Annotated in this window: 18 protein-coding genes; 4 read left to right on the top strand and 14 right to left on the bottom strand. The window is 59.9% G+C overall.

Annotation, left to right across the window (positions count from 1 at the left end):
* Positions 1–29: 29 nt before the first annotated feature.
* From FJW08_RS20720 to FJW08_RS20705, 4 genes are read right to left on the bottom strand one after another with little or no spacing between them, the layout of a single operon-like run.
* A complete protein-coding gene (locus FJW08_RS20720; RefSeq protein ID WP_140812084.1) occupies positions 30–998 on the bottom strand; it encodes a glycosyltransferase family 2 protein in 969 nt (322 codons plus the stop codon).
* Positions 988–1,935: a glycosyltransferase gene (locus FJW08_RS20715; RefSeq protein WP_140760664.1), complete on the bottom strand. Its 948-nt coding sequence runs from the start codon at positions 1,933–1,935 to the stop codon at positions 988–990. Before FJW08_RS20715 ends, FJW08_RS20720 begins: the two co-directional genes overlap by 11 nt.
* Entirely contained in the window at positions 1,935–2,924 is a 990-nt protein-coding gene (locus FJW08_RS20710; protein WP_140812083.1) for a glycosyltransferase family 2 protein, read from the bottom strand. The genes FJW08_RS20715 and FJW08_RS20710 overlap by 1 nt, the downstream gene beginning before the upstream one ends.
* Positions 2,925–2,939: 15 nt before the next feature.
* Positions 2,940–4,112, bottom strand: coding sequence for a glycosyltransferase family 4 protein (locus FJW08_RS20705; protein ID WP_140812082.1), 1,173 nt, complete (start codon positions 4,110–4,112; stop codon positions 2,940–2,942).
* Positions 4,113–4,552: 440 nt separating this feature from the next.
* Here FJW08_RS20705 and FJW08_RS20700 point away from each other — a divergent pair, with 440 nt between their 5' ends.
* Entirely contained in the window at positions 4,553–5,869 is a 1,317-nt protein-coding gene (locus tag FJW08_RS20700) for a glycosyltransferase family 4 protein (RefSeq protein WP_140812081.1), read from the top strand.
* Positions 5,870–6,053: 184 nt separating this feature from the next.
* Positions 6,054–6,908, top strand: a complete 855-nt coding sequence (locus FJW08_RS20695) for a family 16 glycosylhydrolase (RefSeq protein WP_140812080.1) — start codon at positions 6,054–6,056, stop codon at positions 6,906–6,908.
* A gap of 244 nt (positions 6,909–7,152) precedes the next feature.
* Here FJW08_RS20695 and FJW08_RS20690 read toward each other — a convergent pair whose 3' ends face one another.
* The 10 genes from FJW08_RS20690 to FJW08_RS20645 form a co-directional block, all read right to left on the bottom strand.
* Positions 7,153–8,667, bottom strand: a complete 1,515-nt coding sequence (locus FJW08_RS20690) for a lipopolysaccharide biosynthesis protein (RefSeq protein WP_181182988.1) — start codon at positions 8,665–8,667, stop codon at positions 7,153–7,155.
* Positions 8,668–8,674: 7 nt separating this feature from the next.
* The gene (locus tag FJW08_RS20685; RefSeq protein WP_181182987.1) at positions 8,675–9,634 is read right to left on the bottom strand and encodes a glycosyltransferase family 2 protein; all 960 of its coding nucleotides are present in this window, start codon (positions 9,632–9,634) and stop codon (positions 8,675–8,677) included.
* A 19-nt stretch (positions 9,635–9,653) separates the two neighbouring features.
* Positions 9,654–10,595 (bottom strand): glycosyltransferase family 2 protein, encoded by a 942-nt coding sequence (locus FJW08_RS20680; RefSeq protein WP_140812077.1) that lies wholly within the window; start codon positions 10,593–10,595, stop codon positions 9,654–9,656.
* Positions 10,596–10,692: 97 nt separating this feature from the next.
* The gene (locus FJW08_RS20675; protein ID WP_140812076.1) at positions 10,693–11,805 is read right to left on the bottom strand and encodes an acyltransferase; all 1,113 of its coding nucleotides are present in this window, start codon (positions 11,803–11,805) and stop codon (positions 10,693–10,695) included.
* Between the two features lie 98 nt (positions 11,806–11,903).
* Positions 11,904–12,983, bottom strand: coding sequence for a glycosyltransferase (locus FJW08_RS20670; RefSeq protein ID WP_140812075.1), 1,080 nt, complete (start codon positions 12,981–12,983; stop codon positions 11,904–11,906).
* Positions 12,984–13,150: 167 nt separating this feature from the next.
* Positions 13,151–14,482 (bottom strand): UDP-glucose/GDP-mannose dehydrogenase family protein, encoded by a 1,332-nt coding sequence (locus FJW08_RS20665; protein WP_140762687.1) that lies wholly within the window; start codon positions 14,480–14,482, stop codon positions 13,151–13,153.
* 49 nt (positions 14,483–14,531) lie between these two features.
* Positions 14,532–15,392 carry a family 16 glycosylhydrolase gene (locus FJW08_RS20660; protein ID WP_140812074.1) on the bottom strand — a complete coding sequence of 287 codons (861 nt, stop codon included), beginning with the start codon at positions 15,390–15,392 and terminating at the stop codon, positions 14,532–14,534.
* Positions 15,393–15,514: 122 nt separating this feature from the next.
* Positions 15,515–15,916 (bottom strand): hypothetical protein, encoded by a 402-nt coding sequence (locus tag FJW08_RS20655; RefSeq protein ID WP_140812073.1) that lies wholly within the window; start codon positions 15,914–15,916, stop codon positions 15,515–15,517.
* Between the two features lie 310 nt (positions 15,917–16,226).
* Positions 16,227–17,249, bottom strand: coding sequence for a glycosyltransferase family 2 protein (locus FJW08_RS20650; RefSeq protein ID WP_140812072.1), 1,023 nt, complete (start codon positions 17,247–17,249; stop codon positions 16,227–16,229).
* Between the two features lie 65 nt (positions 17,250–17,314).
* Positions 17,315–18,445, bottom strand: a complete 1,131-nt coding sequence (locus FJW08_RS20645) for a nucleotidyltransferase family protein (protein WP_140812071.1) — start codon at positions 18,443–18,445, stop codon at positions 17,315–17,317.
* A 499-nt stretch (positions 18,446–18,944) separates the two neighbouring features.
* On the opposite strand from FJW08_RS20645, the gene FJW08_RS20640 reads away from it, so the two are divergent.
* The gene (locus tag FJW08_RS20640) at positions 18,945–19,097 is read left to right on the top strand and encodes a lasso peptide (RefSeq protein WP_140762699.1); all 153 of its coding nucleotides are present in this window, start codon (positions 18,945–18,947) and stop codon (positions 19,095–19,097) included.
* Between the two features lie 136 nt (positions 19,098–19,233).
* Entirely contained in the window at positions 19,234–19,533 is a 300-nt protein-coding gene (locus tag FJW08_RS20635; protein ID WP_140812070.1) for a PqqD family protein, read from the top strand.
* Positions 19,534–19,596: the final 63 nt, after the last annotated feature.

Here is a 19,596-nt window from a genome sequence, read left to right as displayed (position 1 = left end):
ACGAAAAATCCCTCCATGTGCCTGCATCTTCACCTCCCCACCCCCACGGCAAACTGTGCCGCTACTCTTCGCAACCGCACGGCGATCGGCATGCCCATATGCCTGACCGCCGCCGGGTCGCTGAGCGCCGTCCGGATCGCCTTGAACGGGGACCGCGCCTTGATGTGCTGGACCATCGCCAGGAACGAGGCCGCCTTGCGCAGGCTGCGGCCGCGCCGGGCGAAGGCTGCCTGGGCCGCCTCGTCCATCCGATGGGTTTGAGCGAATTCGGCATCCGCCTTGCGCATCGCCTCGACATGATGAGGCTTGAGCACGCGCGAGATGGAGCCGCCGCGGATATGATAGGCATAGCCGATATCGGGCTCGACCACGCATCTGCCACCCACGGCCAGGGCTTCGGCAAACAGGATGTAGTCCTCGCCGATCCTCAGTTTCTCGTCATAGCGCAGCCGGTTTTCGTCGAGGAAACTGCGCAGGAAGATCGGCTTGAGGTAGCCGAGATTGAATTTCGATTCGAAGACGACATTGCCGGCGATGTAGGTGGCCAGCGAAATCTCGCGCAGGTCTTCCAGATACTGGCGCGGGAACATCGCGTCCTCGACCACGCCGTCCTCGCGGACGACCTGGAGATTGTCGACAGCGATCTGGGCCTTCGCCTTTTCGGCGCGGCCGATCATGGCGGCGATGCGGCCGGGAAAGACAGCGTCGTCGGAATCGAGAACCGCGATCCACCTGCCGCGCGCGGCGTCGAGCCCGGCATTCCTGGCCCCTCCGGGACCCCTGTTCTTTTCCAGCGCCACGACGCGCACGATGTGCTCGGGATAGGCCCGCGCCACATCGAGTGTGCCGTCACGCGACTTGTCGTCGACGACGATGATCTCGAGGCTGACACCCTTCTGGGCGATGGCGCTGGTGATCGCCCGATCGAGGGTTGCCTCGGCGTTGAAGGCGGCAATCACAAAAGAAACATCGGGGACGAAGGCAATATCAGGCTGCACGCTTGCCTCCTTCCCCTGCTGGCTGGCCGTAGAGGCGCAGTTCTCGGACACCGACAAGGCCGCTGACGACGCCGACATGCATGATGCCGCGCAGTACGCTGCGGTTCCTGCGTATCGGGCTGGCGGCAACCGGAAGTGCGGCGGCGAAGCAATAAGCGGCCTTTGCCGCCGCAAGGCCGGCCTGCTTCGCCCGCGCGATGCCGCTGGCGTTGCGGCCCAGGAGGTGGCCGTGCGTCTGGCCGACCCGGAAACGGCGACGGCTGAGCCAGTCGAACGCGGCCCTGGCCCGCGGCACCGCCTCGTCCACCCATGCCTCCGGGGCAAAGGCGATCCGGCCGCCTGCCTTGTGCATCTGGTCGAAGAATTCGGTGTCCTCGCCGCCAGTCTGGCCGCGCGCCAGGCTGAAGCGACGGCCGCGCAGGCTGTCCGATCCCATGCGCAGCAGGACGTTGCAGGTGTAACCGGTGCGGATTTCGCCGCGCACGCGGACCGGCAAGGTGGAATGGAAATCGCCGCGGCGCATCCAGTCCGGCGCATCCGGGCGATAGAGCGCGCGTACCGGGCCGAGAACCGCGGCGGCGCCGCTCGTCTCGGCCGCCGCCACCAGTTCGGCGAGCCAGTGGGCGGTGGCGGTCTCGTCGTCGTCGATAAAGGCCAGGAAATCCGCCTCGCTGGCGTCGAGGCAAGCGTTGCGGGCAATCGAGATGTTACGCGCCGGGCAATGCCGGTAGCGGACCGGCAGCTTCAATTCCTGCGACAGCACCGTCACCAACTCCCTGGCGCTCGGCATGTCGTCATTGTCGGCGACGATGACGCCGACCTCGAAGCCGTCAGGCACGGCAAGAGCGGCGAGCGAGCGCAGCGTATCGGCCAGTTCCGGACGCCGGAACGTGCACACGCCGATGTCGATGCTGCGGCTCCTGGCCTCGACCGCCATCACGTCGCCCTCCGCCATGCGCCGAGGCCGAGAAGCTGCAGCCAGAAACCGACGGACCAGCCGAAATGCATCACCATAGCCGAGACGCCGGCAAGCGCGATATCGGCATTGCGCTGGCCGATGGCCGTCACCAGGCCATAGCCCAGGCACACCGCCGCCCACAGCAACAGCGGCAGCGCCGCGATCCAGTGCACGAAGGAGAAGGCGGCCAGCAGAACCACCGGGAAGACCGCCAGCGGCACCATCTGCCTAACCTTCGGGATCACGCGGTGTTTCAGCACATTCTTGGCCCGGCCACGGCCATAGCCGAGATACTGGAAATAGAGGCCGCGCAGCGAGGTGCGCGGATAGTAGACCATATGCGTCCTGCCGCTCATCCAGATCCTGTAGCCGGCCTGCCTCAGCCGATAGTCGAGTTCCGCATCCTCGTTGTGGCTGAACGTCTCGTCATAGCCGCCGACGGCCTGGAAGGCCGAAATCCGCATCAGCGCGTGATGGCCGTGGTCGACCCATCCCCCGGCGGAGAGGTGGCGGTGCTTGGAGCCGCCGGTGCCGAGCTTGGAGTTCTGCGCCGCCGCCACCGCTTTCTGCACGGTGCCGCTGCCGCTGGTCAGCATCGAAACCACGACCGAATCGGCGCCGGTGGCCGACGCCTCCTCGACCAGCCGGTCGCAATAGTCGTCGGGATAACCGCCATGGGCATCGATGCGGATCAGATATTGCGCGCCCTCGCCGAATTTGGCCACCGCCAGGTTGATCGCGGCACTCTGGATGCGCTTTTCATTGTGAAGCAGGATGATGCGCGGATCGTTCCTCTGGCGCTCGCCGACGATGGCCAGCGTACCGTCGGTGCTGCCGCCGTCGGCAACGACGATCCGCGCGCCAAGCCGTTCCGCCGCCGGGCAGAGCCGGTCGAGCAGCGCACCAATATGGGTTGCCTCGTTGAGACATGGGATTACGATCAGGCTGGGGGCAAGCGCTTGCGTCATCGGGCGATGTCCATCCTATGCCAAGGCCTCAGTCGCGACGGGTTCGCGCACGGTGGTCAGCCGGCGCAGTTTTTCGACCAGGGCGCTGCAATCGCTGCGATCGTAGCTCCACATCCTCGGATTGTGCGCCAGCACGCGCGCCTTCAGCCTGCCGAAGCGGTGCTGTTCCATCCTGCCAAGTGCGGTTTCGAGCGCCTCGGGCGTGGCCTGCGGCAACAAAACGCCGATATCCCGCTGCCGCAGGAACCGTCCGGTCTCGGTGTTGTCCATCGAGATCGGCACCGCGCCGAAGCGGCAGCCTTCATAAAGGCGGTTGGGCAGCAGCCATTCGGAGTTCTGTCCCTCCTCGAAGAAATCGATCGCCCAGGAGAAATGGACGTCCTGATAGATCGCCGCCATGTCCTCCGGGTTGCGATACGGCCCGCAAAACGACAGGTAAGGTTCGGCATCGACGAAGGCATGGAAATCCGGAAATTCGGAAAGTGCCGGACGGCCGCGCAGCACGATCTCGAATCGACCCTCCATGCGGCGCGTGAAACCGGCCAGCAGTTCGAGCGAGCGGCGGCACCGAAGCGCCCCGAACCAGCCGATCCGCCATGGCGGGGCGACAGGTCCTTCCACCGCCTCGCGTTCACCAGGCAGAACAGCCGCTGCCTCGAAATACTTGTTCTCGACCAGTTCCACCGGTGCCGCGACCTGGCGGAACGGTTTGAAATAATTGGCGATGAAGGCCGGCGAACTCGTCACCAGCAGCTTCACATCCCGCGCCAGATGGCGCTCGGTGGCGCGCAGCGTCTTGCCCAGGGCATCGTCGCGGAGCACCAGGCGGTGAATGTCCAGGCATTCATAGACGATCGGGACAGCGGCGCCGAAAGCCGACCTTGCACGGCGGGCCAGCGCCAGCATTTCCAGATTGCGCGCGATGATGAGATCGGGCCTCGGCGTGCCCCTCAGCTTCGTGCGAAGCGAAACCGCCGCCTTCGCCACCGCCGCCAGGCGGTGGGGGAATCGGCCGTCGCGCGTCGCGCCAAGGTCGATCGGCCGCAATCCTTCAACGTCGGCAATCGGATTCACGGTGCGGCGGAAGCCCGCCAGGGTGACCCTGGCGCCACCTGCCCTGAGCATCGTGGTCCGCCGGCGAACCGCCGGGTCGGAAACATCGTGCACCAGGTACAAGACATGCAGCATGAAAACTCGATCGCTGTTGGCCCACCCGAAGGGAAGCCTAGTACAGCTCTTGCTGCATCGCAACATTTTTGGTGCGCCGTAGCAAAATAGCCATCTCTACCGCACCGCACAAAACACATGATCCAATTTTTTGACAGCGCTGGGGCGCCCATACAATCGAACCATCGGAGGCGACATGGCCTGCCGCGCCAGGAAATCGGGGGTTTCGCTTGCAAAGCCCGCAACATGACGGCCACGTCAGGCCAAATCGCTCCCCACCCGGCAAAAGAGCTAACAGTTAATCAATTGCTAAAATCATATTGCACCGCAACAAAAAATGGTGTTGAATTCTTGTCAGGGAAGTTGGGCCTCGAGTTTGGCCAGGGATCCGCTGGCTGCATTCTGTTGCAGCGCGGCAGCATGCTTTTCTGCATCTTTGGAATAGCTTGCGAATATCCCCGATGCCGCTGCTTGAAGACGAGTGGTTCCGTATGGGCAAATCTCTTCGCATCGCCGTCTATGACGACAAGTATCCGACCAGCTTCGTTACGCCGCGAGCGTCCAGGCATACGATCCTGCGACAGCGATTTCTGCCATTGAATCTGGTCTCGTCCAAGCTGGAAGGCGTGACGCTGATCGAGCCTGCCTTGTCTGTCGACATGGTGCATGCATTTAACCGGATACCGATCAATTCCTCCAAGTACATCATGTCATTTGAATCCCATTTGCCGCGACAGTTTGCCCTTCGCAAACGCGGGTTGATGGCCCGCTATCTCAGGTCGCGAATTGCCAGCACAAGCTGCCGTCGCATCATCGCACTGTCGCATTTTGCCCGCAGAAGTTTTCTGGCCCAGCACAGCGACAATCCGGAAGTCGGCCTCCTGATGGAGAAGCTGTTGGTCCGCCACCCGAACGTCGTGGTGCCGGCGACGGAAGACGCGATGTCCGAAAACAGCGCCGAGGAACTGGTGCTGACATTTGTCGGCGCTCACTTTGGCCGCAAGGGCGGATGCGTTGCGGTCAAGATCGCCGAAAAAGCCACCCAGCAGAAATTGCCAATTCGGGTGAACGTTGTCTCAAGTCTCCAGGTTGGCGGCCATATATGGACGGATCCGACAAGTCCGGGATTCTTCGACCCCTATATCAAGCTGCTCGAACTGAAAAACGTACAGCATTACGGGGTGTTGCCTAACCAATCGGTCCGACAATTGCTGCGCAACTCGCATTTCGGCATCCTCGCCACGTTTGGCGACACTTTCGGCTATTCAGCGCTGGAATCGATGTCAGAGCACACCCCTGTTCTTGGAACAAAGGTCTGCGCCTTGCCGGAATTCCTCGAGGACGGCATCAACGGGATTGCCTTGCCTGTCAGGCTCGACGACATCGGCGATTGGTGGAGTCCGGGATACGACTCGCGGGGGGAGGCGAAATATGCCGAATATTTCCGTGATGAGGTCGAACGGCTCGCCAGTTTGGCCATCTACCGATTGAAGCCGTATATTGGGCAACCCGCCTTGATGGCGCTGCTCCGGCGCGATGCCCGCAGGACCGCGGAGACCATGTTCGGGGCAGAACCCGCAGGCGCGTTTCTCGATGCGCTTTACGATCGTGTCGCATTGGAAAGAGTGCGCGAGCCTGTGCAACTCGATCCTGCCCTCGATGTTGCGTCTCCCCAGTCCTTGCAGCTTGAAAGCGTTCGATTCGGTCCATCGCAGTTTGAACCCGGCGAGCAAAATACAGTGGGACGGACCCACCCCCCGATAGCCTCTGCGGCTTGAGCGCCTCTCCAGGAGTTGCAGCGCTGCTCTTGGCCTGCGCCCGCCGGCAATCTCCTGACACGAAAGGCCTTTTTCTGCATTGCAATATTTTTGATGCAATGCAGCAAAAAATCGCCTTATCATTGGTGTATGGCTCAATCACCGAAGTGGCGCCCATGGCACTGGAACGCCACGGCCGCGTAGAATGGCCGGCTTTGGCATCGTCGCCGCTGACAAGGTCAAGGCGACCCAATGGAGGCTAGCGATGAATTCCACACGCAGACAATTCCTCATGCTTCTGGCGGCCTCCTCCGCCATGCAATGGGTCGCCGGCCATGCATTGGCCGAGAGCGCCACGGCGGGAAGCGGGAATGTTGCCCTCGACAAGCTTCCCGACTGGTCGGGTGTCAAGCTGCAACTTTGGAAATACAACAATCCCTTCGTGCCGTCGCAGTGGAGCGAACCCAAGCTTGGAGGTTACGACTGGAAAGCCGCTAACGTCAAAATCGTCGACGGCGCGCTACAGCTTACCGTCAGCGAGAAGGCATCCGCAGAGGTAATGTCCGGCGCCAACTCCGCTTCCTCGTCGGCAAAATGGGAAGTGGACGTAACGCTTCCCACGATGAAGCCGGGGCTAATCGCGGCGCCGCTTTGGATTTTCAACGACAAGGCCCATGAGGAAGTCGACTTTGAGATCGTCGGCACCAAGGGGATGCAGATTACTGTCTGGGCGAACGTCGACAACAAGCACAAGACCGTTTGGGTCAAATTGATCCAGCCTGGCGACCTCTCGGGCAAACGATATCACCTCGGCATGCAATATGAGGCGGGGAAAAGAGTTGCCTTCTTCATCGACGGCAAGGAAGTGGCCGTCGTAACGCCGGCCGACACCCCCGGCGGAGCGTTTCCGAACAAGCCCATGCAGCCGTATTTCGACCTGTGGGTGGCGGCAGGCGCGACCATGGATCCGCGCTGGGCCGGCAAATGGGAGCCAATGGCCGCCTCGGAGAGACTGGTCATGACACTCCACGGATACAGGCGCAGTGACGTCAGCCAATGAGCTGAACCTTCACGGCGCCAAGGCTGCTTTGTCGAGCATCAAGGCATAGGCGCCGGGAATGCTGCATCGCAACAATATTGGCGCGGCGCTCCACGTTTTCTGTTGCACTGCAAAATAGACGTACTGCAATCGGTTACCGGATTGCACTGCTCGAAACATCAGAGTGACTGCCTGATGACTGATCGCAGTCTTGCGGCAACGTCGGTACCGGCCCGATTCGTAACAGTTAACGGGCGGTCATTGCCTATGCGAAACGAGCAACGACCTTGCCATAGAAGCGCCTGGACAAAACCAAAGCCTCGATAGCCAGTTCGACGATGCCTTTCCGGCTGGAGCCAAAGGCCAAGACAACCCCCAGGAACCCGACATAGGACGCAACCCCGGATATAATCAGCCCACAGAAATTGTCGGGCAACCAAGTTCTCAACATCCACTCCAGGAAGGCGGTTACGACTGCAGCGAAAAAATAGGGTCCGAGGGTCGCCAGCAACTGGCCGAATGAGAGCGGTCCCCTCCTTGTTGCGCCCCACCAGAGAATGGGGCCCTGAACCGTGCCCACGCCTATGTAGAACGCGGCGACCCCGGCAATCCCCCATGGCAATCCACAAATAAAGGCAGCGACGAACAAGGCGGAGCTCAGCGCACCCCAATTTCTCATCTCCCTTGTCCTGTCCTGGCTTATAAACAGCCAACCCGTGCTGCTACTGATAGGGGCAAAAATCGCCCCGAACGCCAAAATGGTGAATACGTGGGAGACCTCCAGCCATTTCGGCCCCAGCAACGTCAAAATCAGCAGTTGGCTGTTTATCATTGCGAAAATGACGGCTGGATACGTGCCGATGATTATAAGTTCCAGCATCCTGAAATAGAACCGCCGATAGACCTCAGGTTCCCCCATAGTTCGCGCCAAGGATGGGAGGGCTACCTTGGATATGGGCCCAGTTATCTGGCTCAACGGCAATAAGAGCAACTTGTACGCCCTGTCATATATGCCGAGCGGCGCCTCACCTAGATAGCGGCCTATCAGTATATTGTCGAAGTTCCTGGCGAAAAAATTCAGCACGTTGAACGACGTGATGTTGGCGCCGAAATTCAGAATTTTGAAACCGTCGCCGTACAGCACGGGTTTGCTTGGAACCCACCTCACCATGGCCCAGCTCATAAGAAGCGTGCTGAAGGAGATTGCTATCTGGTTGTAGACAAGCGACCAATAGCCGAACCCTTTCCACGCTAGGACAAGGCCAACGGCAGAACCGAGCAGAAAACTCAAAATCTCTATGACCGCGATCTTGAAAAACAGCAGATGCCGGTTCAACAAGGCCATGTGCTGCGCGCACAGCCCGCTCAAAATGAAGGTTGCGCTGAGTGCCACGACAATGGGAACGACGCGAGGCTCGCTGAAAAACACGCCGGCGAGTGGTGCCAGGGCAGCAACCGCCAGACAGATCGCGGCGCTAAGACCAATATTAACCCAGAAGATGAAGCTTACCTGCTCCTGCGTGATTTCTTCTCTCTGAACCGTCGCTTGCGTCAGGCCGAAATCAGTGAAGAGCGCCGCGAACGCAAACAACGGCGCAGCCATGGCGACAATGCCAAAATCTTCAGGGATCAGAAGGCGGGCAATGATGATCTGGTAGCAGAATTGCAGTACAAGCTTGAGCACCTGTGAACTGAAATTGACAGCGGCCCCATTGACCGAAGCGACCTTGAGATCGGCTCGAGATACCTTGCTTTCCAGCAGGGAAAACGGTTTTTTCAATGGCATCCTAACCAATGCGAACACTCGCAGCCTTGTTTTTGAATTTTCTGAGTACCGACAGGGCGATTCGCCAATCTGTTGTTGCAGCTGCGAGAAGTCTGAAGGGTCGCCTATCTTTTATGAGCGACTGGGTGCTTCTTTCGGCGGACAGACGCTTGATCGAGCGTATCCTGGCGTTCAGCAAATGCACCAGCTTTCGATCGTTTGCGACTCGTGGGTCAAGCAACAGCTTGCTGGACTGCTTTACCTGGCCGTCATAGTTTATCTGGGTTCTGCTCCAGCCTGAGCCGCGGTGGGTATAAAGATAACCCGGGAAGTTGGCCACGACGTATTTGGCACCTGCAAGCAGTGCTCCCATGACCAGGAGGAAATCCTCGCCATGTCGGGAATCCTCCGGATAGCGCAGCGATCTGTCGATCAGGAACTGCCTTCTGAAAGCTGGCTTGAGCAGACCCCAGTCGATGTCCGGCCCGAATGGCCGTGCGTGTATCAGGAACGCCTCGGTGCTGACCGGCGTTATCTCGCTGGTCAAAGCGGCGGCCGAAGAACCCGACGTTCCGCTGGTCGGATCATAGAAAGCGAAATTGTCCGCGACTATGTCAGCCTTTTCGGAAGCACCTGTCTGGATTAAGCGCTCAAGGCGCCCTGGTGCGTAGGCGTCATCAGCATCCAGGACTGCCACCCAATCGCCTCTGGCAACATGCAGGCCCGCGTTACGAGCACCGGAAGGGCCTACATTCTTGGATAGGTGAACGACCTTCACGCGTTCATCTTGCTTTGCGATCCTCCTGGCGATGTCGAGCGTTGCATCTGTCGAACAGTCGTCAACGACAATAATCTCAAGCACCGAGCTTCCTTGGTTCATCGCAGAACTCACAGCGCGCTCCAGGAATGGAGATGCGTTGAAAGCCGCGATCAACACGGAAACATCGTTGCGCCCGACGGCGGGGGTTACCTTGTTTTCCATCTCAATCCACTTCCGTTTGTCAGGCCGCCTTGTTGCAAACAGGGTCATCAAACGGATTGCCGTACTCCTTGATCATGCCCTTGATCTGCTCGTCATTGGCGCTTTGCCCCACATTGGTAAGATAAAGGGCCGAAGCCTGCGTTCCCTTCCACGGGACGGGAAACCAGTTGGTGCCGACAGCGACGTAGGAACTCCCCGCGCGACGACCCATCCAGAACAGCCAGACGTCGTCGGCGCTTGGACAAAGCCTCGCGAATTCGGCTTCGTCCAGCACCTCCGGCGCAAGTGAATGCGGGGCATAAAGCACGCCGCCTACCCCCGTCGGAAACAGGATCGGAGAGATCGCCGCCTCGTCAAAATGCCATTCGTCGTACGGTTTCAGATTTCCGGATTCATCGAAGTTCACCATATGCGCCCGGTGGCATACGATTGTGTTGTTGCCCGCAAGCAAAGCCATCTCTTCCAGCCAATGGCTGGAGTAATAGACGTCATCATCGGCTGTCGCGATGAAAGCCTCGGGAAATGTCGCCAGAGTCGGAATAATCTTCTTATACGATCTGCTGTTTTTGCAGGAGCGTATTTCCAGTCCGTGAGCTTGGAGTTCCGTGACCGATCTTGGCAGTGAGGCCATGTCCTCATGCGCGATCCAAAGAATCGTCCTGTCGGCCTTGATCGACTGAGCCAACAGACATTTCAGCGTCAACGACAATGTCGGAAATCGTGCAGGATAGGATGTCAAGGAAACTATCAATTCTCCCTGCAGTTGATGCGCTCGGCCTGGCCGCGACAGTTTCCACCTGAGGAAAAGCGCGGAGCGTGCCATCGCCTGCGAGAAGAGACCCGACGCAGTCCGGCGCAGCATCGCAAGCCGCCAGCCGGCAGCATGGCGCAAACGCCTTATCGCTCGTTCAGGACGGCTTTCTGTGCCGCTTTCCGCTTGGCGCCCGGCCATCACATCCAAGTCCGATCCAAGACCATCGACCGTTGCAAAACGTAAAGGGAATTGTTCGCAGGCGCAATATCGATTTGTGCACCGCACAATGAGTCGTCTCGCAGGATCATGGAGACTCCCATCGCAGGGCCGGAGCAGCTTGCTTGGAGGCATCGAAAGTACGCGTAAGGAAACGACGGATCGGGATATCGTAAATCTTGTACATTAGGAGAGAAAAAAACGCTATTCCAAAAACAAGCGCGCAAGCCCACACAGAGGGAACTACTTGATTAAACAGACCAAGCCGGTACATAATCGGCTCTGACCAAGCATACATCGGCTCATGCAGCACGTATAAAGGGAAGGATACCGCGCCTGAAGTCGCGGCGATTTTTGCCCCAACCCCATCCAGCTGCGCGTTGGCTCCTGCAATCACAATTAACGGGAAAACAATCAGGACAGACAGAGCAGCCATGATTGTATTTCCAATATTTCCCAAGTCAGGCACAGCAAAAATCGCCATCAAGATCACTGGAAGGGTCCATGCCGGCGCCCTTACGCGACTGATCCAGCGGTCCCCCAGACACCGAAAGATGATAACGCCGAGAAAAAAGGAACATACGGTGCGGGGTAACCCGGCGATAAGCATCCATCCATACGGACCATATTGGTTTCCGATGAGACCGACATCCCCTTTGACAGCAACCGCAATCAGGTAGGCCACTGCAGTAAACATCACAATTAGTTTCAATGAAGCGTTTGTGAGCTTATATAAAAAAGCAGCGAACCCTATATTCACCAGAATCTCAAAGAATATCGACCAAAGAGGCTGATCGGCATAAAATGGCTGACTGGCTATGGAGTTTGGAAATGGCATCGGAATTGCTGCCATCCCGAAGAGTGTAATCTCTATCGCGTCCGTTATTCTGCCTTCAGTTCTTATTTCCTTCAACAAAATGAACGCACCGCCGAGGAACGCCCCGAGGAGTATCAGCGGATACAACCTTATCAGGCGTTTTATCAGAAACCGGCGGAGGCTCATTCCAGCGATTAGTTTGGGCTCATAGGCGTAGGCGATCACAAACCCGCTCAGGAGAAAAAAGAAATCCACTGCCAAGGGTGCGTGTTGCAGAAAGTTACCATCGTCCGCGAACCACCAGCGCCGATGGAACAGAACGACAGCGATCGCCGCGATGCCTCTGAGGCCATCCAACATTACAAACTTGTGCTTTTCGGCCATACTTATCCTTCGGGCGCTATGTCGAGATCCGGTCGAGCGCCAAATGCCGCGGTCGGGCAAATGCCCAATAAGTGAGCGATCGGCTGGCGCGCACAGGTCTAAGCAGCTTGCCGTGCGCGCTGCCGCACTGCCTTGTTCAATATCGAGAAGAAGGTAACGAACTGACGGTCAGGATCGAGCTCCGGACGCGCTGCAAAGCTACGCGCGAGGCCTGAGATCCGATCATATTCCTGGTTGTCGTTCCACAGAAGCCTGACAGCCGCGACCCAGTCGGAAAGCGGGGCGTCATAGTCCAGCACCGCGCCGCCAGGCCCGATCGCCTCCGGCAGGCCGCCACGCCGCGAGCCAACGACAGGAATGCCGCAGCAATGGGCCTCCGATGCCACTCGCCCCCAGGCCTCTTCCCATTTGCTGGGCGCCAGCAGGATTCTGGTGCGGCCATAGACAGTCTTCATGTCGGAGGTCCGGCTCTCCAGCGTGACATTGCCAAGCGGTGCGATCGTTTCCTCGATGCGCGCCCGATGATCTTCCTCCAGCTTCCAGCTCTCGACGAAGAGGAAGGGGATTTCGGGGCACGCGCCGGCGATGCGCACCGCAAGCTCGAAACCCTTTTCCTCATAGGGGTTGATCAGGGTGACGAACTGGCCCGTCGTCGGCGTGCTGTAGTGCGTTGGGTTGATAGTCGGCGGGATCACCGTTGCCTCGATGCCGAACTCCCTGGCGTAGGTGCGCGCGGTGAACTCCGAATTGGCGATGTAGAGCGCCGAGCGCAAGTCGCGCAGGTCGCCCCCCAGCTCGTGAAACTCGACATTGCGGAGATAGACGACCAGCGGCACGCCCTTGACCTGCAACGCCTTGCCGAGCGGAACCGACTTGTGACACTGGACCACCGCCACATCCGGCTTCACCCTCTCGACGGCGAAGGCCGCCGCCTCCCAGGGGAACCATGCCCGGATCACCGGGTAGCCGGGAAAACTGTCGACGACCGCGGGCTGGCGCAAGAGCTTCATCTTGGCACGCGCCTTGAAGCCGAAGACACCGTCACCAAACAGGGCGGCGAGCACCGCGGCCTCATGCCCATGCTCGATCAACTGCTCGGTCAGATGGTGGGTGCTCGACTGGACGCCGCCGCTGAACTCCGGTGGGTAGCCACTGCCGCCTGCAAAAAGAACTTTCATGGGGTCTCCTTTCCGACGCAACAGGCCAAGGCCGCCGCCTCGCTTTCGAAATCGTCCCTGGTGATTGCCCGGCCTTTACAGCACCGTCGGCCGCAATTCCCTTCCGCGCCTGGCGCGCTCGTCTTGGTTGCCATCCGCCCCTGTTTCGAGCTTATCCGCACCCGATCTCATGCCGCCATTCTGCCGATCGAATGATATTCGATGCCGTGGCGCGCCACGACCTTGGGATCGTAGAGGTTGCGGCCATCGAAGATGACCGGCGTGGTCAGTGCATCCTTCAGCGCATCGAAGGACGGTGCGCGGAAACTCTTCCATTCGGTGGCGATCAGCAGCGCGTCGGCGCCGCGCAATGCCGCTTCCTTGGTGCCGCACAGCATCAGGTCGTCGCGCAGCCCGTAGACGGCCTGGCATTCCTGCATGGCCTCGGGGTCATAGGCCTGCACGGTCGCGCCGGCGTTCCAGAGCGCTTCCATCAGCACACGCGCGGGCGCCTCGCGCATGTCGTCGGTGTTGGGCTTGAAGGCCAAGCCCCACAGCGCGAAGGTCTTGCCCTCGAGGTTGCCCTTGAAATAGCGATGCACCTTGTCGAACAGGACGGATTTCTGGTCGTTGTTGCGTTCCTCGACGGCGCGCAGCAGCTTGGCATCGAATTTGACGCCCTCGGCGGTCTTGATCAGGGCACGGACATCCTTGGGAAAGCACGAGCCGCCATAGCCGAGACCCGGATAGATGAAATGGTAGCCGATGCGCGGATCGCTACCGATGCCTTTGCGCACCTCCTCGATGTCCGCGCCGAGCTGCTCGGCAAGGTTCGCCATCTCGTTCATGAAGCTGATCTTGGTCGCCAGCATGCAATTGGCGGCGTATTTCGTGAATTCGGCGCTGCGCACGTCCATCACGATCATCTTCTCGTGGTTGCGGTTGAAGGGCGCGTAGAGTTCGCGCATCACCGCCTCGGTGTCCTCGCTGTCGGTGCCGACGATGATGCGATCCGGCTTCATGCAGTCGGCGACGGCAGAGCCCTCCTTGAGGAATTCTGGATTGGAGGCGACGTCGAAGCTCAAATCCTCGCGCCCGCGCTTCTTCAGCGTCTCGGCGATCCTGGCCTTCACCTTTTCGCAGGTGCCGACCGGCACTGTCGATTTGCCGACGACGATCTTGGCGGTATCCATCTCGCGGCCGATGGTCTCGGCGACCGCCAGCACATATTTGAGGTCGGCCGAACCGTCCTCGCCGGGCGGCGTGCCGACCGCGATCATCTGGATTTCGCCATGCCTGACGGCAGCCGCCGCATCGGTGGTGAACTTGATGCGGCCAGCGGCGTGATTCTCCCTGACGATGCTTTCAAGGCCTGGCTCGAAGATCGGGACAAAGCCCTGGTTGAGCCGCTCCACCTTGCTTGCGTCGATATCGACGCAGACAACCTGGTGGCCAACTTCGGCAAGCACCGCCGCCTGCACGAGGCCGACATAGCCAATTCCAAACACCGTCAAGTTCATTCGGTTTCATTCCCATCCAGGGCCTGGAGCCGCTTTCGGTCCGGCCGGTTCAATTCGTCTTTCCCAACTCTTTTACGCTGCATACCAGCGATTCCGGAAACTGGCAGGGCTGACCGAGCGCGGTGAAGGCGACACGCTCGACCTGCAGCGAAAGCCTGCGGCCCGGATCGGCGAACGCTCCCATCCAGCTCTTCATCGTGTCGCTGCCCCAAAGGCTGAAGAAAATCTTCTGAGCATGGCTGGGCAGCTTCGCAGGATCAGTGATGGTGTTCACCAGCTGACCGTTGAGGTACCAGCGCAGACTATCCTTCTCCCAGACGAAGGCGTAGTCGTTGAAGGCACTGTCGGTGCCTCCGGGCACGTCGACCAGCTTTTCGTTCTTGCCCTTGCCGGCGATGTAGGCGTTGACCTGCACCTTGGACGTGTCCTTGGTGAGGATCTCGAAATCGATCTCGTCCCAGGGCTGCTTGTCGGACGGGCCGATATAGGAAAAGAAAGCCGCGTTGAGGCCGGGGCCCGTATCGGTTTTCATCCGCGCCTCATAGGTCCCATAGCCGAAGCGCTGCTTGGTCTGGATCTCGCCGCAGGCGAACTCACGATCCTTGGTCTTCTGCTTCGCGAAACCGAGCGAAAGAACGCCATCGGAAAGCTCGACCAGGCCTTTCGACCAGGTGCAATTCTGATGGCTGCCGTTTGTCCAGCCGTCCGAAACGTACCAGCGCTCACGGTCGAAACTCTTGAAATCGTCGACGAAGGAGGGCGAGGACTGGATATCCTGCGCATGAGACGGGGTTGCCGGCAGGCTGCCAAAAACGGCAAGCAGCAAGGCGACCGCCAGGCCGGACCGCCAGCCGAAATGCAGGGCGGCGTCGATTGCTGTCGTGGACATGATTTTGGGATCCGAATTCATGACAAACTCACCTTTGCGCTGTGCGTTCCCAACCCAAAGTCGACGTTTGAACCGCTTCCAAACGGGCCAATCTTGACCACCCCTTGCATCACCTCCGTCGTAACGGTCCCGCGCCGCCACCTTCACCCTCGGCCGGCTCCTGTCTGCCTGGCCGATTCGACCGTGGCCGGTGAATCGGCGGCCCCATTCTCGTGGAAGACCACATCCAGCGAATGTCGAAGCTCGCGCATCATGCCGTCCTGGCGCGACAGTGCCGCGATGCGACGCTCGCTGTTCAAGATGGACTGCGTCAATGCGCTGACCTCGGACGAGCGACGGTCGGAGGCCGAACCGTTTTCCATGGCTTCGACGAGGAAGGCCGCGTTGGTCGCCTCCTTGCGGTAGCGGCTTTCCAGGCCGGTTTTCTCGGCATCGATTTCGGCCGCGATCTGCTCGAACAGCTTCGCCAGCCGGTCCAGACGCGCAACGTCCGTCTGCATGTCGCGGGCCGGATCCCTTGATCTGAAGCCGAATATCGAGGCCATGAACTCAAACTCCCGTCATCGTCGGCTTTCTGGGTCGGCTTTCTGGGCCGGCTTCCGGCCGGGCCACTGCCGATCCCCGCAACCGGGGCTGAAAACTCGTACCGCGTCGTCTACTCCTCTGACGAAGAGGGACTTCGGACCAGTCCGATCGGGGGCTAGTTCGGCTGGTCGTTCAGTTTGCTGCAGCGCAACATAGACTGCCATCCCCGGAGCCGCGAGGCAACCACCCAATTCGTAAACTCATAAATCCGATCGAAATGGTTGCGTGCTGGGCCCGCGGCCGGCAGGCAAGACGGAACGTTCCCGCGCTTTACTGTGCCTTGCCCGCGCTAGTTCCGGCCATCAGGAAACGCAGCGGTGGCACATGCTTGTTCCTGGACACGAGGCCAATATTGCGAAACAACGCCTCGAGCTTGTCGGATGCCACGCCCTGGACGATGGGAACGAGGTTGGATTGGCTTTCGAAGGCATAGGCCGCGGCTGAAGCCAGGCCCCGCTCGGCCTTCACATCGAGGAAATTGCGCAGCCGGTATTTGTCGCGCACATGCCTCTCGTGCCGCCGCAGCACCGCCTTGGACCCTTCCGGCAGGCTGTCGATGGCCAGCAGCGCCAGATCTGCATCGGCCAGCCGCTTCAGGTCCTGCGTCTTGTGGCGGCCGCTGAGCGAATCGGCACGCACGATGGCGCCGTAACCGCAGGAACGGATGACCTTGAACCGTGCCCCGTGGGCAACCGCCCGCGCGTAAAGTTCATAGTCCTCACCCAGTCGCAGGCTTTCGTCGTAGCGCAATCCGTGGCGGTCGAGGAAGGCGCGGCTGATCACGGGCTTCAGGAAGCCGAGTTCGCCTCTTTGCACGCGGCGCCTGGAGATGTTGCCTTCCACGAACCGTTCGAGATCGAGGAATTCCGGATCGGCGGCAAAATCCGGGGCGACGATTTTTGTCGCGTCGCCGGTCGCGTCATCCCTGATGAGCATGATGTTGTCGGCGGCGAAATCCCAATCGGCGCCGGCAAACAGGTTGCGAAACCGGCCCTTGAGGAAGAAATCGTCGGCGTCCAGAATGCTGACGAACGGCGCTCGTGAGCCGGCGATCGCGGCATTGCGGGCAAAGGATGGGCCGCGATTGACGTCGAGGCGCATGACTGTAAGCCGGCCGCTGCCATCGTTTGCGGAGCGGGCGACCTCGGCGGTAGTGTCTGTAGAGCCATCATCGACGACGACGACCTCCGTCACTTCCGGTTCGCGCAGCGCGGATGCGATGGCAACCGCGATCGTGCGCGCCGCGTTTTTGGCCGCGATGATCACGCAAACCTCGGATTTCGTCATCGACATGGAATTTGCCTCTTGCACAGGTTTCGTTCTGCCCTCGCCCTGTACGCGTTCGATATCCATCGCCCTCACGGACTGGCCGGCCGTTCGAAGATGCGGCGGCTGATGTCCGCCGAGGCGGCCCAGCCAGCCTCGGCCAGGTAGCGGACGGGAGCCCGGCCGCACAATTCCCACAAAACTGTCCGCCGCTGCGGCCAGCGCAGCGACGACAGCCATGGCGCGATGACCATGTTGAGCAGGTCCTCATTGCCGATGCGCGACAGGATCGGCTTGGCCCGCTCCGATAGAAGCGTGCCGGTGCCGCCCAGCAGCACATCGGCGGCGCGCAGGCCGAGCAGCAAGGTGTCGTCCAGTCCCTGGCTCACCGCGGCATCGAGCACACGCTGCTGATCGGCCTCGTCGAGGCGGCTGGAGCTGGCCCTGATATCGCAGACATAGCCGGCGCAGGGTTCGCGGTTGAACAGGGCCTTGGCGACGCTGATGCAGGACAGCATCAAAGTGTCGGCCGCCGAAGTGAAGGGGACTTCGACGCCGGTGATCTCGACCAGCCGTTTTCGCCGCAGGAACCCGTCGGCATCGCGCGGGCTGGGCGAGCCGGGCTGCTGGAGCCGGTAATGAAGATCGACCGTGGATGATTTCGGCCCATGGCCGCGAACCATGTGCTGTTCGCCGAGGAAGCGGACCCACCAGACCGAACGCGACTTGCCCGACACCTCGTAGCCGATCGCGCGCAACGCTTCGCGTGCCTTCAAGAACCCGGCCGGCGAGACCAGGATGTCGACATCGCCGGCAGGCTTCATGAAGTGATCGTCGTAAAGCAGATGCTGCTGGAACGGCCCTTTCAGGAAGACGAAGTCGATCCGCCTGTCGAGCAGCGCCTCGTTGATGGCCATCGAATCCATCAGGCAGGCGGCGTTCATCGAAACCGTCCTTCTGCGATAGGTTTCGAGCCACTGGAAGAGCTCGGCCGGCCTCTCATGCGCCGGCGCACGCGACAGCGCCTTCAGAACGAAGGTTCCGACCTTGTTCAGCCTGGCGATGTCGGTGACGGCAGCGACTGAAAGGCCCGGCGGCGACATCTCGCCGACCGAGGCGCCCGGCGCAGCAAAATACAACCGTAAGCAGGCCTGCACATAGGCGATCTCGTCGGCGCAGTCGGTTGCGCGCAGTCGTTCATAAGAGCTTTCCGGCAAGGCCATTGAGCGCACAGTCTCCAAAAAACGGTTTGCGCGTCGCGTATGCTGCAAGTGCGAAGCAAAGCATCCTTAAAAACCGCGGCGTCGTAAAGCCCTTCCTTTCGCAGTGCAAGATTTTGCAACCATAACGTTTGCCAGCTTCCCGCGAAAGTGACGAGGTGCATGGACTCAATTCCAACCCTGTCGCGGCGCGTTAGCCGAGCTATCGGCGATGGTCAACTGAAAGAGGGATATAGTTTAGCGTCATCTAAAATCAATCGCCTGCGTGAATTTCCCTCAAAATAGCAAAATCCTACATGGTTTCCGGAAGCAATCGCCGATTTCATGCGGCTTCACCTCACGAGAGGCGGATCGCCACGTCGAATGACGTTCGCAACCCACAATTGATTAACGCCAGGTAAATGAGACTTGACTCATAAATGTTGCCGTGCAGCTATTGCAATGCAGCATTTAAGTGCTGACGGCAATCGACAGGCCGTTTCAAGTCCTTATGGAGAGTAAAATGGAACAGAATGTTGAAAAGCATGAGTATGAAACGCCAAACCTGACGGTACATGGTTCGATCGAGACCATCACCCAAGGCGGCGGCGGCAGCACGGCGACCGATGCGTCGTTTCCCGCACACACCCCGATCGGCGACCTGACGTTCTCCTGAGACCAGCCTGTTTCTGGAGGAATGACGTTGGGCCTCCAGGATCGAAGACAATGAAATGGAGCCGGGGACGAAAATCCCCGACTTTCCCCGTCGAACTGATGACGCGTGGACGGTGTGTTGCAAACGAGGTTTTAGAATGAACTGGAACCCAACCGAGCACGATTGCGTGAAGGCCACCAAGGACGCCGTTGCTTGCGAATTCGGCGATGGTCTCGCGCTTCTCAACCTGAGATCCAATATTTATTACAGCCTCAACGGTGTCGGCGCTTTCATCTGGGAACTGATCCAGGAACCCAAGCCGATCGCCGATATCCGCAGCGCCGTCCTCGCGCGCTACACTGTCGACGCCGAGCGCTGCAAGGCCGACGTCGACGCATTGCTGAAAGGACTGGCGGAAAACGGGCTTGCGAGGCTTGAGCATGAGGCACTCGTCTAAGCAGGTGTCGCAAGAGGCCATGGTTGCGCGGCAAAGACCTGTGACGCAGAGAACCCCCACGCC

The sequence above is a fragment of the Mesorhizobium sp. B3-2-1 genome, assembly GCF_006439515.1.
Taxonomy (GTDB): Bacteria; Pseudomonadota; Alphaproteobacteria; order Rhizobiales; family Rhizobiaceae; genus Mesorhizobium.
Note: the sequence above shows the minus strand (reverse complement) of the source record. Positions and strands in the feature narration are given on the sequence as shown.